The organism is Algoriphagus sanaruensis, from assembly GCF_001593605.1.
Classification (GTDB): domain Bacteria; phylum Bacteroidota; class Bacteroidia; order Cytophagales; family Cyclobacteriaceae; genus Algoriphagus; species Algoriphagus sanaruensis.
On sequence record NZ_CP012836.1, the window covers coordinates 1,104,783 to 1,118,333 of the forward strand.

Consider the following 13,551-nt stretch of genomic DNA (forward strand, 5'->3'; position numbering starts at 1 on the left):
ATTCTTTTCCTGGAAGAGAAGTCTGTAATCCGATCAAATTGGATTAGTTTTGATGGGAAATACCTTAAAAATGTTTCCTTCTCAATTCAATCTCCTTAATCCATGATTTTACAGCTTGTACTTCTCGTCTTAGGTCTGATTTTGTTGGTAAAAGGAGCGGATTGGCTGGTAGACGGGGCTTCAGTTCTGGCTAAAAAGAACAACGTGTCAGATCTGGCAATAGGTTTAACAATCGTGGCCTTTGGTACTTCAGCTCCTGAATTGGTAGTAAATGCTGTCGCTTCTTCCGAAAATTACCCAGATATCGTTTTTGGAAATGTAATCGGATCCAACAATTTCAACTTGTTTATCATTCTCGGAATCGCAGGTCTAATCGTACCGCTTTCGGTGCAGTCAAGTACAGTTTGGAAAGAAATTCCGTTTTCACTTTTAGCCGCCATCATTTTATTCTTTTTGGCAAATAACTATTTCTTAGCACAGTCATCAGACCTTTCCCGTTATGATGCCATTATCCTGTTGGTGTTATTTTGTGCTTTTCTCTACTACGTAGCTACTCAGCTCAAAACTGACCCAAATGCTGAAATTGTTGAAGCCAAAGATTATTCTATAATGAAAATCTGGGGCTTGATTATCATTGGATTGGCCGGGCTTGTGGGTGGTGGCAAACTCGTCGTGGACAATGCCGTGGCTATGGCGCAGTCTCTGGGAGTCAGCGAAAAGATCATCGGACTCACCATCGTCGCGGCGGGAACTTCCCTCCCTGAGTTGGCTACTTCCGTGGTAGCTGCCATGAAGAAAAATGCCGACATCGCTATTGGAAATATTGTAGGATCAAATATTTTCAATCTGCTGCTGATCCTGGGTGTCAGTGGTTTGATCCGACCTTTGGCTTATCAGACTACCTTCGATACCGATATTTGGATTTTGTGTGGTGGTACCGTTTTTCTCTTCCTCGCGATGTTTATTGGAAAAAAACACAGGCTGGATCGCTGGCAAGCGTTTGTTTTGCTCAGTTCATATTTGCTTTATACCGGATATTTGATCGGTCTCGAGGGATAATCCAAGGGATTTGATATAATGGATAAGGGTTTTATCGGAAGGTAAAACCCTGTTTTTTTGCCTTTTGTAAAATTCAGGACGGCTAAGCTCACATTAACTTTTATTTTGTGGGACATAAAGCAGAAAAATTCTGCCTTGAATCAGCCTATCCAACCTATGAAGCCCAGAATTTCCTTTTTTACCAAATTTCTTTTTGTAACCATCAGTGTATGCTGTTCTCTTACCGCAGCCTTTGCGCAGCAAGGAAAGTTAAGAGGGATGATCCTGGATGGAAGTAACCGAGAGCCACTTCCGTTTGCTTCGGTTGGAGTGTATTCGGAGCGAGATAGCCTGATTGGAGGAGGAATTTCAGATGACAAAGGGAAATTTAATGTGGATTTGCCTTTTGGGAAGTTTTATGCCCTTGTCGAATTCATGGGCTATGAAACTGTCAAGACCGATTTTTTTAACCTGAATCGTGAAAATTCCAATGTGGATTTAGGGAATATTTCATTGGCTAGTTCGGCGGCTGATCTGGAAGAAGTAGTCGTTCAGGGGGATAAAACGCTGATGGAATTATCACTGGATAAGCGAATTTTTAATGTAGGGAAAGATCTAGCTAATGCAGGAGGAACAGCCTCTGATATTTTGATGAATCTTCCATCGGTGGCTGTTGATCCAGAAGGAAATGTTCGACTTCGCGGGTCTACCAATGTTCGGATTTTGATCGATGGGAAACCCAGTGGACTGGTAAGTTTCAAAGGAGGTGCTGGATTGCGGCAGCTTCAGGCAAATATGGTCGAGCGAGTGGAGGTGATCACCAATCCCTCTGCACGATACGAAGCCGAAGGGATGGCAGGCGTGATCAACATTGTGCTCAAAAAAGATAATAAACAAGGTTTCAATGGGTCATTTGAAGTTATTGGCGGGTCTCCGCTCAATGCCGGGTTCAGTACCAATGTCAATTACCGCAAAAATCGGATCAACTGGTTTTTGAATTACAGTTTTGCGCGACGACATCAGCCCAACCGAAAAGAGCTGTATCAAGAAGTCTATAATCAGGACGGTACAACCTCCATTTTGCTTCAAAATAATTCCGGCATTTTCCGCAATTACAACAACAACATCCGAGGAGGATTGGACTATTATTTTTCAGAAAGCAGTATCCTGACGGCATCTTACCTCTGGAGAAGAAATGACGGCCGACGCATCACAGACATCCGATACGAAGACTACCTTAACTCGACGGACAATTTTCAAGGCTATTCGCTCCGGAGGCAAGACGAGAAAGAAAGTGAGCCCAATTCAGAAATTTCGGTAAACTACAAGAAGACCTTTGCCCAAAAGGGGCACGAGCTCGTGACCACATTTACCTACCTCAACTATTGGGAGCGTTCAGATCAGGTGTTTACGGAGTTTTTCTTTAATCCTCAAGGAGTGTCCACCCCCCAGCGAGATTTGTATCAAACTTCGCTCAATGACGAGTATGAAAATCAGTACTTGCTTCAGCTAGATTATACTAAGCCTTTTGCCAAGGAAGGGAAATTCGAAACAGGGATTCGGACGAGTTTTCGGGAAATGGAAAATGACTTCTTGGTCTCCCAGCGAAATGAAAGTGGGGAAGTGCTCCCACTGCCGGGGTTAGATAATATTTTCCTTTACGATGAAAATATCTTAGCTGCCTACGGAATCTTGGGAAACAAAACTGGCAAATGGACTTACCAAGGAGGATTACGTGCTGAGCATACGGACATTCGGACTACCTTGGTTGAAACCAATGTCCAAAATCCGAGAAAATATACCAATCTATTCCCAAGTGCTCACTTCACCTATTCGATTTCTACCGAAAACGCGTTTCAACTCAGCTACAGCCGAAGAGTTCGTCGGCCGGTGTACAATGACCTGAGTCCGTATGTGACCTTTTCCGATCAGCGAAATTTCTTTAGCGGAAATCCTGACCTTAATCCTGAGTTCACCGATGCTTTTGAGCTCGGTCATATTAAGTATCTGGACAAAGGAACCGTTTTCTCCACGGTTTATTTCAGAAATACCGTGAATAAGATCGAGCGAATTCGTCGGGTAAATGAGAATGGATTTGCTGAAACATTGCCGTTCAACCTCACTGGAGAGCAAAGTGTGGGAGTGGAATTTACCGCTGATTATCGTTTAAAAGAATGGTGGAAGTTGAATACTAATCTCAATTTCTTCCACGCTTCTATTGATGGAAGTAATGTTCAAGCCGATTTTCAAGCAAAGACAACCTCATGGCTTTTGAGACAAACTTCTCGATTCACCTTAGGGTCAGGTTGGGATATGCAATTGCGGGCGAATTACGATGCAAGACAAAAGACCGCTCAGGGTGTCAGAAAAGGGATTTTTTTTATGGATTTTTCTGCAAGTCGTCGGATCATGCAGGAGCGAGGCACGATTATCCTCACGGCCAATGATATCCTGAATACCCGTTGGAATCGATCCATTACCCAGGGGCTAGGTTTTTACACCGAGGAAGATTCCCAAATGATCCGTCGCCAGATTAACCTGACTTTCAGCTATCGCATCAAACAATAACCCCATTGGCACAAAAGTCACTGCCAAATGCCCACCGGCATCTTACTTTTGAGCTCCTAGCCCCAGTTATGAGAATTACCCTGTTGATTGCCTTAGCCCTATTCTTTGGGCTTAACTCCTTGTTTGCCCAAAAAATCAATTCAGATTACCGCCTCCATATCCGTAAAGCGAGTTCGGAGATTAGGATTGATGGAGTCTTGGATGAGCAAGCTTGGGAAGAGGCGGAAGTAGCGACTGATTTTTACATGATCACGCCTATGGACACCAGTTTTGCACGCGTCAAAACGGATGTTCGGATGAGTTATGATGATCAGAATTTATATCTCATCGTGGTCAATCATCATGCAGTAGAAGGGCCTTACATGGTCGAGTCACTCCGACGGGACTTCTCCTTTGGGAAAAATGACAATTTCCTGCTCTTTATGGATCCCTTTGAAGATTTGACCAATGGTTTTTCTTTTGGAGCAAATGCAGCGGGAGCTCAATGGGACGGACAAATGTACAATGGAGGATCAGTAGATCTGAGTTGGGACAATAAGTGGGTGTCCAAAGTGAAAAACTATGAGGACAAGTGGATTTTTGAAGCGGCAATTCCTTTCAAATCCATTCGCTATAAAAAAGGAATTACGGAATGGGGAATCAATTTCTCCCGGCTCGATTTAAAAACTACCGAAAAGTCAGGCTGGGCGCCGGTGCCTCGTCAATTTCCTTCTGCTTCTTTAGCTTACACAGGAACCTTGGTCTGGGATAATCCTCCGCCTGATGCAGGAGCAAATATTTCGGTTATTCCCTATGTATTGGGAGGGGTTAGGAAAGATCATCAAAACGGTGGTGAAAACAGCTTTCGAAGGGAGGTCGGAGTAGATGCAAAGATTTCCCTGACTTCCTCGCTCAATTTGGACCTGACGGTTAATCCCGACTTTTCCCAAGTAGAGGTAGATCGTCAAGTGACTAATTTAGACCGATTTGAACTCTTTTTCCCAGAAAGACGGCAGTTTTTCCTCGAAAACGGAGACTTGTTTGCAGGATTTGGGTATTCGACAATCCGGCCTTTTTTCTCGCGAAGAATTGGGCTCAATGCGCCTATTCAGTTTGGAGCAAGACTAAGCGGTAAACTGAATAAAGACTGGAGAATAGGAGCGATGAATATGCAGACCGGAGAAGTGGGAGAATCAGCCCTGCCAGCTCAAAACTTTACGGTCATGGCTCTGCAACGACAAGTCGGTGCCCGCTCCAATATTGGGGCCATTTTTGTCAACAAAGAGTCATTGCGGTATAATCCGGACGAGGTCGCTCAGGGTCAACCCATCTATTCCCAGTTTAATCGAAATGTAGGCTTGGAATACAATTTGGCCTCGGCCAATAACCTCTGGACAGGAAAAGCCATGGTCCTAAAATCTTTTGCACCGGATGGGACGGGAGAGGGTTTTGTTCATGCTGCGAACTTGAAATATGCGAGCGGCAACTTGACCTGGAACTGGCAACATGAGTATGTCTCCCAAAATTATACGGCAGAGGTAGGTTTCGTTCCTAGAAATGGATTTTTTAGAATCAGTCCGATGGTAGGCTACCGCTGGTTTCCCAAAAGTGAAAAAATCCTAAGCCATGGACCCGATTTTAATGTTTCCATGTTTTTCAATACCAATGGCGTTCAAACGGATAATACCACCTATGCGACGTACTCCGTTAGATTTCGAAGTCAAAGCAATCTCCTAGGCTGGGTAGCCTATGATTTTGTGAAGCTTCAGCGCCCGTTTGATCCGACCAATTTTTCTGGAGAAACCTTGGCTACCGGCACGGAACACTCTTGGAACGCTGTAGGACTAGAATACACCTCCAAACCTCAGAGCGTGTTTACTTATGCTTTCATAGGAAGAGTGGGTGGATATTATGCCGATGGCCAGCGGTATAATTTCACGACAGACTTTGGATATCGATTTCAGCCCTATGTGAGTTTGGCCATGAGTACCAATTTTAACCAAATCCAATTGCCTCAACCGTGGGGAGACACTCGGTTTTGGCTGATCGGGCCTCGAGTCGATGTCACCATGACCAATACCTTGTTTTTTACGGCCTTTGTCCAATACAACGAGCAAATCAAAAATATCAACCTGAATACGCGCTTTCAGTGGAGGTTCAAACCTGCTTCGGATTTGTTTTTGGTGTACACGGATAATTATCTGCCGGCGCCTTTTTACACCAAAAACCGCTCTCTGGTGTTGAAGTTTACCTATTGGTGGAATCTCTAGTAGATTCTAATCAGGCCTTAATCTTCAATACTCACATTAATAAACGTCGCTACTCCAAATAAGGGTCTAGTTCTTAAGAAATTTCCATTTTCAAATCCTGCTGCAAATTCCACTCGGAAAAACCGGAAGAGGTTGTCAAGTGAGTAGCCGATTTCGGTGTAGTGCGGGGAGTTTTCGGTTTTGAGGTAATTCACAAAGATATTTTCCCTCACTCCAGAAAACCGCAACATGGGGAGCTGGGTGAGTAGGAATTTCCGGAATTGATAATGGGCAATGGAGGAAATATAGGCACCCGAAGTGCTGTATTTGTAATAGTCCATTACTCGATAATTAGAGGCAGCACTGATGTTTGAAAACAGGGTTCTATTGCCCCCAAAATGCTTGAAATCCTGGAAAAAGACCTGATTTGAATTTGTAAATGTGCCAGCAGTTACATTAAAGTCTAATTTTCCGCTTACCCCAAAATTGAAGGAGTGTTTAATAGATCCTTCAAGTTGTTCAAAATCTGCCGCCAAGCCATTTTTGAAAAGTCCTGGTAGGGCTCGTTGATACATAAATGTGATTTCAGGGGATCGTTCATAGTTTGGACTTTTTCTTCCGTTACGGATGGTGTAGCTGAGTCCAGGGCGCCAATCCACCGAAGCATGAATTCGAGCGATTTGGTGACTGGCAAAATTGCTCGGGAAGCTCTCCACATTCTCAGGTCTATTGGAGCTGAATTCCCGATCGGGCTGGTTATATAGGCTGTAATCACTCGTATTAAATAGTTCTCTGCGTTCAGCAAGCAAGAAGTTGACTCGATAGGTGAGTCCATAATTGACGCGATGTGCCCAATATGCCCTTGCGAAGTCTTGCTCATAAAGTTTCATGTAGTTTTTTCTGACCAAAAGGGAATACATCGCGTTTACTTGTTCCTGAATTGGATTTTCAGAATTAAACTGATAGATATACTTTCCTCCTTCCAAACCCCATGTTTGTCCTGATGTCGGCTGGGTATGAGACCATCTCAAATCGATTTTTCCATAAAATCTTTTGCTGGCAAATCCATACCGAAGCTCAGGCTCGATGTTGAAACTTTTTCGAAAGCGATTGACCGAATCTGGAAGCTTGATTTCTTGATACTTTCGATAGAATAAACCCAATCCCACTTTCCAGCCTTCTACCGTATTAAAGGACATTTTGGTCAAGTTTACCGGAAATCCCACAGAGATCCCTTTTCCAAAATTGTATCTGGCTCCGTATAAAAAATCAAGTGGCTGATACTTACTCCTTGCCTTTTTGGCCACAGAATCTACATCGCTAAGCTTTGCCGCATCCACGAGAGCCAAACTATCGTCTCGTTGGTAGCCTTGAATTTCCTTCACGGTAAGAGGGACTGGTCGTATGCTATCCCAATAGCTAAGCCCTCGCCTTCGAGCCAAGGAATCTACGGCGTAGTTCCGCTCTGAGATGACGGATTCCTCGTCTTGGTTTTTGGATTCCTGGATTAGTTCCTTTTCGTATTGATTGAGAAGTTTTCGATATTCTTTTCGGGTGGTCGGCTGTTCCGAAGCGAGTTGCTCAAGTGCTGTTCGGGACTTATCTATTTTGAGTGCACCTTGTGGAACTTCCTGTACTTTTTCATCAATAATGACCGGAGCCAATGTCAAGTCGGGATTCAAGGTGACCTTGTATTCTCGGGTGGAGGCTAAATATCTGAATTCCCCTTCAAATCCAAAAATTTTTCCACCGAACACGTAAGTATGAGTTAAAGGCATCCAGACCTGTTCTTCCACTGGGGCGTATTGTTGTTTGGCTTGGATTTCAAACCCCAAATAGGAAGTTTTTAAATCCAGACTATGAATTGCCCAAAGATCTTCTATGATATAAATGTATCCTTCAAAAACCTGTTCCCCTCTAGATCTCGGCGTCACCCGAATTTTACTCACCATTACATTTTGGTCAAAAAAACTTCCTTCGTACTTAAATGAATAATAAGTAAAGGCATAGCGGGACAAAGGACTTACAATGCCGTTGATTTTATCTTGATAAAAAGAGGTTTGGATATAAGGAGCAGGTGAAGTTCCCTGATTTTCGCCATTGGTTCGAATAGAAAGAACAGTTTCCGTGATTTTATCCGGTTGTTCGAAGCTTATTCGGGAAACGGATTCAGAAGTGTAAGCCTCATTGAGCTTCAAACCTTCCTCCTCCAGTTTCTTTTTCAAGAAAAAAGGAGCGTCTGTCATTTGGCCCGTTCCCTTGAGATAGACTGTCATCTCATAGCTTTTCAACTGAAGGCGGTGATACTTGGCTTTGGCAATCGCTTTTCGCATGATAGTCAAAGCTGGATCTTCAGATTTGGAGTTAACCTCAACTGTGGACAAGGTGTACACTTGTTCCTCAAGTTCGAAGTTCAATTCGATCCACTGATCTTTTATCTCGACGGTTTTTATCTGAGACTTATAGCCGAGAAATTGTACCAAAACATCGTAAAACCCTGGCTTGAGTTTGAATTCATAAGCACCATTTTCATTCGTGGGTACTCCGTCTTCTAAGTTTCGGATATAGATGGAAGCAAAAGGCAGGGGGTCGGAAGATGTAGATTTGACAATCCCTCGGATACCCTGGGCGAGCGTGGGGGTAGAAATCAAAATCGAGAAAAGGACCCAAAGAGCAATCCTAAATTTGACAGGCATAAAAAGCTGGTTTAATCGATCAAATATAGAGATGGAAAAACCACTAAAAAGGTTGTCAAAAAGTCAATTAATATTTTTTAGGGTTTGCAAACATGCTTTCATTATATATAATCTATAAAATATTATTTGGTAAGCGATTCTACTAAGTAGGGATTGGAATTTTTAAAATATTCAATCAATACGAAATCACTTAAATAAAAATTTTAAAAATGTCGAAATCGTGTAAAGGAGGCAGATTTTTTTTCTCGTTAAATTTTCAATTATTTAAAAAAAAATCAATTTTTTAAGAACCTTTAAATGGAAAACGTTTTCCTTTGAATTATTTATATTTATAATAATTTTTTGTTAATGATTTGTTAAAATTAGCATTGATCTGTTGTAAGAAGATTTTTAGACATATGACTAGAGAGTTTGTTAAGATTTGCAAAATTAAAATCCTTGCCAGACTTTAGATTTGAAATATTAGTACTCATACCTATTTCGCTTTTTCAAAAAACAACAAACCCTATGAGAAATTATTTACCAAAACTCAAGTCGTTGATGCTTGCGATGGTACTGATGATCGGTACTATAGTAGTCGCCAACGCCCAAAACCGTTCCATCTCAGGTACTGTCCTGGATGCAACGCTTGGAGACCCTGTACCGGGTGCAACGGTCCTTATCAAAGGAACGACCCGAGGCACGGCCACGGATTTGGACGGTAAGTTTACCTTGCCTCTTCAAGCCGGTGACCAAGTGCTTGTTATTTCCTTTGTGGGATACCTCACTCAGGAAGTTGAAATTGGCAACCAGTCTACAATTACTGTAAGCCTGCAAGAAGATGTTCAATCTCTTCAGGAAGCAGTAGTTATCGGTTACGGTAGCCAAGACAAAAAAGAAATTACTTCTGCAGTAGTGGGTGTTAAGCCTGACGACTTCAACAGAGGTAACGTTTCTAACCCTACTCAATTATTGCAAGGTAAAGTAGCGGGTCTGTCTATCACTCGTCCAGGTGGTAACCCTAACAACGGATTCAATATCCGATTGAGAGGTTTGTCTACCTTCGGAGCTAACTCATCTCCATTGATCGTATTGGACGGTGTAATCGGTGCTTCTCTTGAGAACGTTGACCCGAATGACATTCAGTCTATCGACGTATTGAAGGATGGTTCTGCTGCTGCGATCTACGGTGCTAGAGGTTCTTCTGGTGTTATCTTGATCACCACTACAAAGCAAGGAAAGAAAGAAGGCACAACTAACGTGACCATCAACTCTTTTGCGACCATGGATCAGGCTACTAACTTGATTCCTGTATTGTCAGCTGAAGAATTTGTAGCTAGAGGTGGTACTAACTTTGGAAGCAATACTGACTGGAGACAAGAATTGATCTCTGATGCAGTTTCTTATACAACCAACGCTTCTGTGTCTGGTAGCTTTGGTAACTCAAGCTACATGGCTTCTGTGAACTATCGTGACAACAACGGTATCGTTGACGGAGTTGGAAATGAGCGTTTGAACACTCGTTTGAACCTTTCTCAAGGTGCAATGAACAACAGATTGAGATTCAACGTGAACTTGTCTTTCACTAACGTTGATTCTGAATCAATCAATGATGCTGCATTCCGATATGCAACTATCTACAACCCTACTGCTCCTGTCTTCCAAGAGAATACACAGGATAGCAGAGATTTCGGAGGATATTTCCAACGAGATTTGTTTGACTTCTACAATCCAGTTGCTCTTGCTAGACAGCAAAAATTCGTAGGTGAAACAAAAACTGCTTTGACTTCTTACAGAGCTGAATTTGACATCCTTCCAAACTTGACTTGGTCTGCTCAGTATTCCCAAGACCGTAGAAATACACTTTCTGGTGCATTCTGGTCTTTGAATGACTTCCAAGTAGGTATCGGTGCTCAAGGTTCTGCTGAAAGAACAACTTATGATAGATCTCAGCGAATCTTGGAATCTACTTTGAGATACGAAACTGATCTTTCTTCTAAATTGAATATGACCCTTTTGGGTGGTGTGGGTACACAGTACACAACTACTCAAGGTTTCAATGCTCGAGTTAGACAATTCCTATTCGATGTGGGATGGAATAACTTAGGTGCTGGTGCAATCCGTTTGGGTAACAACACCAACGTATTCTCTTACGCTAACCAAGATCAATTGAACTCTGCATTTGGTCGTGCTAACTTCAACTGGGACAACATGATCTTCGTGTCTGCTTCAGTAAGAGCTGAAACTTACTCTGGTTTCGGCCCAAATAACCAAACTGGTGTGTTCCCTGCATTCTCTGTAGGTTCTGACTTCACCCAGATCTTCGATATGGGAATCTTCAGTCAGTTCAAGCCAAGAGTATCCTACGGTGTAACTGGTAACCTTCCTCCATCTCCAACCTTGGCGTTGGGTGTGTTCGGTAATGGTAACAGAATCGACCTTGATGGTGACCCATTGACTCAGAATGACATCTTCGTAGGTATCACTCAGCAGTCTAACCCTAACAGAGACTTGAAGTGGGAAACTAAGAAAGAATTTAACGTGGGTGTTGACTTCGGCATGTTTGATGGCAAAGTGAACGGTAGCGTTGATTACTATACCAGAAATATCTCTGACCTTCTATTTAATGTACCAGTTGCTACAGGTGGTCCAAACCCATTTGATCCAGGACGTTTCAACACGGCTTCTTCTACTTGGGTAAACTTGGCTGACTTGAGAGCTGCAGGTTTTGAATTCGCAGTTGGTGTTAACCAAATCGGAAAAGGTTCTTTGAAGTGGAGCCCTAACTTCAACTTCACCATCTACGACAAAACTACTATCGAAAGCTTGTCAGCTGGTGAGTTAGGATTCGACGAATTGCGTTTCGCAACTCCAGGTGCTCCAGGTCAGAACAACAACCCAATCATCTACAACAGAGTAGGTCAAACATTGGGTGATTTCTACGGTCCAAGATTGTTGGGTTACACTGAAGCTGGTCAATATATCCTTTCTACTACCGATCCTAACGAATTTGAAAAGCTAGGTAACGGTCTACCAAAAGGTGAATTCGGTTTCGCTAACTCCTTTGCTTACGGTCAGTGGACATTGAATGTATTCTTGAGAGGTGCTTGGGGTCATGACTTGTACAACTCTTACAGAGGTTTCTACGAGAATGCTGATGGAGCTTCTAACACTTGGAACTCTGTCGTAACTGACAAGACTCCAACTAGCCCACTAGTAACTTCTACTCCTACATTCAACAGCTCATACATTGAAGATGCTTCATTTGTACGCTTGGACAACATGGAATTGGGTTACAATTTCAAAACCAATTCTCCAAATTTGAGTTCTTTGAGAGTGTACTTTGCAGCACAGAACTTATTTACAATTACCAATTACACAGGTATCGACCCAGAAGTTAGAATCAATGACTCTGAAAACGGTGACGGATTTACTACCTCACTTTCTCCGGGTATCGAGCGTAGAAATACTTATTTCCAAACTCGTTCATTCACTTTGGGTGTAACTGTGAACTTCAAATAACCAATCAAATTCCACAGATATGTTTAAATCATTTCGAAAAATCGGTTTAGTGCTTCCCTTGGTATTCGCCTTGGGCGCATGTCAGGAGCTGGAGCAGGAGGTATTGGATGGGGTTACAGCGGAGGATGTTGCCAATAGCGCCAACCCTAATTTGATTGCTGTACTGAAGGCTTCTGCTTACTCAAGAATCGTAGGTTCTTGGGGTGGTCACAATAGTATTTGGTCTATCAACGAAGTAGCATCTGATGAGATGGCGATCACTCAGAAAGGTGCTGACTGGGAAGATGGTGGTCAGTGGTTGAGAATGCACAGACATACTTGGCAACCTTCTGAAGAATCTTTCAATAACTCTTGGAACTACTGCTACACTGCGATCGGTGAAATCAACAACTTGTTGATCCAATATCCGGATGTAGCTGCTTTGGGTGCAGAATTGAGAGTTCTTAGAGCGCTTGTTTACCTTTGGTTAGTGGATTCTTTCGGTAATGTTCCTATCGTTACTGAAGAAACAACTGGTGGTAATCCAAGAAACAATACAAGAGCTGAAGTTTTCGCTTTCATCGAAAGCTCAATCAAGGATAACCTTTCTCTTCTTCCTGCTACTTCAGGTAAATACACCTTGAATCAAGTATCTGCACAAGCAATCTTGGCTAAGTTGTATTTGAATGCTGAAGTATATACTGGAACTGCTCGTTGGGCAGATGCAGAAGCTGCAGCTGACGCAGTAATCAATAGCGGACAGTATTCATTGTCTTCTAACTTCTTCAGCAACTTCTCTGAGAGAAACTCTGGTTCTACTGAGAACATCTTCACGCTTCCTTATGACCAGAACAATGCTGGTGGTTTCAACTTGGTTCAAATGACTTTGCACTACTTAAGCCAAAACACCTTCAACTTGCAGGAGCAGCCTTGGAATGGATATTCTTCTTTGGAAGAATTCTACAACAGCTTTGATGACAATGATGCTAGAAAGAATTCCTTCATCGTAGGTCCTCAGTTCTCTTCTGACGGTTCTAGATTGAATGATATCTCTGCTGAAGCTAATGACCCTGACGGTCAGCCGTTGACTTTCACTCCAGAAATCAACATGCTTGCTCCTAACGCGTATAGACAAGCTGGTGCTCGTGTAGGTAAATTCGAATTTGCTTCAGGTGCTGGTTCTTCTTTGAACAACGACTATCCGTTGATCCGTCTTGGTGAAATCATCATGATCAAAGGTGAAGCTGCTTTCCGTCAAGGAAAAACTGCTGTAGCGCTAGCTGCAATCAACCAAGTGAGAACAAGAGCTGGTATGCCAGCTTACGCTTCTCTTACTTTGGATGATATCTACAATGAAAGAGGATTTGAAATGTTTGCTGAAGCTACTCGTAGAAGCGACCAAATCCGTTTCGGTAAGTGGAATCTTCCTTGGTGGGAAAAAGGAACTTCTGAGCCTTTCAGAGCTTTGTTCCCAATCCCTCAGCAGCAAATCAATGCTAACCCTAATTTGACTCAAAATCCAGGTTATTAATTTGATCTGA

6 protein-coding genes are annotated in these 13,551 nt (G+C 42.7%); 5 read left to right on the forward strand and 1 reads right to left on the reverse strand.

From position 1 onward, the window contains the following. Positions 1–102 precede the first annotated feature (102 nt). The 3 genes from AO498_RS04935 (at position 103) to AO498_RS04945 (ending at position 5,855) form a co-directional block, all read left to right on the forward strand. On the forward strand, positions 103–1,059 hold the full coding sequence (locus AO498_RS04935) for a calcium/sodium antiporter (protein ID WP_067544384.1): 957 nt from the start codon (positions 103–105) through the stop codon (positions 1,057–1,059). A 156-nt stretch (positions 1,060–1,215) separates the two neighbouring features. Beyond that, entirely contained in the window at positions 1,216–3,606 is a 2,391-nt protein-coding gene (locus AO498_RS04940) for a TonB-dependent receptor (RefSeq protein WP_067550256.1), read from the forward strand. Between the two features lie 68 nt (positions 3,607–3,674). Then, positions 3,675–5,855 carry a DUF5916 domain-containing protein gene (locus AO498_RS04945; protein ID WP_067544386.1) on the forward strand — a complete coding sequence of 727 codons (2,181 nt, stop codon included), beginning with the start codon at positions 3,675–3,677 and terminating at the stop codon, positions 5,853–5,855. A 17-nt stretch (positions 5,856–5,872) separates the two neighbouring features. On the opposite strand, the gene AO498_RS04950 is transcribed toward AO498_RS04945, so the two are convergent. Further along, positions 5,873–8,530, reverse strand: coding sequence for a DUF5686 and carboxypeptidase regulatory-like domain-containing protein (locus AO498_RS04950; protein ID WP_067544388.1), 2,658 nt, complete (start codon positions 8,528–8,530; stop codon positions 5,873–5,875). A gap of 507 nt (positions 8,531–9,037) precedes the next feature. Between AO498_RS04950 and AO498_RS04955 the strand changes: the two genes are divergently transcribed. Both AO498_RS04955 and AO498_RS04960 read left to right on the forward strand, forming a co-directional pair. Beyond that, positions 9,038–12,031 (forward strand): SusC/RagA family TonB-linked outer membrane protein, encoded by a 2,994-nt coding sequence (locus AO498_RS04955; protein ID WP_067544389.1) that lies wholly within the window; start codon positions 9,038–9,040, stop codon positions 12,029–12,031. Positions 12,032–12,050: 19 nt separating this feature from the next. Continuing rightward, complete coding sequence (locus AO498_RS04960) at positions 12,051–13,541, forward strand: RagB/SusD family nutrient uptake outer membrane protein (protein ID WP_067544391.1); 1,491 nt, start codon at positions 12,051–12,053, stop codon at positions 13,539–13,541. The last annotated feature ends 10 nt before the right edge of the window (positions 13,542–13,551 follow it).

What these genes read in the sequence shown, in the direction of transcription:
- AO498_RS04950 (WP_067544388.1), bottom strand. Translation starts at nt 8,530, where the DNA reads ATGCCTGTCAAATTTAGGATTGCTCTTTGGGTCCTTTTCTCGATTTTG.
- AO498_RS04960 (WP_067544391.1), top strand. Translation starts at nt 12,051, where the DNA reads ATGTTTAAATCATTTCGAAAAATCGGTTTAGTGCTTCCCTTGGTATTC.
- AO498_RS04955 (WP_067544389.1), top strand. Translation starts at nt 9,038, where the DNA reads ATGAGAAATTATTTACCAAAACTCAAGTCGTTGATGCTTGCGATGGTA.
- AO498_RS04945 (WP_067544386.1), top strand. Translation starts at nt 3,675, where the DNA reads ATGAGAATTACCCTGTTGATTGCCTTAGCCCTATTCTTTGGGCTTAAC.
- AO498_RS04935 (WP_067544384.1), top strand. Translation starts at nt 103, where the DNA reads ATGATTTTACAGCTTGTACTTCTCGTCTTAGGTCTGATTTTGTTGGTA.
- AO498_RS04940 (WP_067550256.1), top strand. Translation starts at nt 1,216, where the DNA reads ATGAAGCCCAGAATTTCCTTTTTTACCAAATTTCTTTTTGTAACCATC.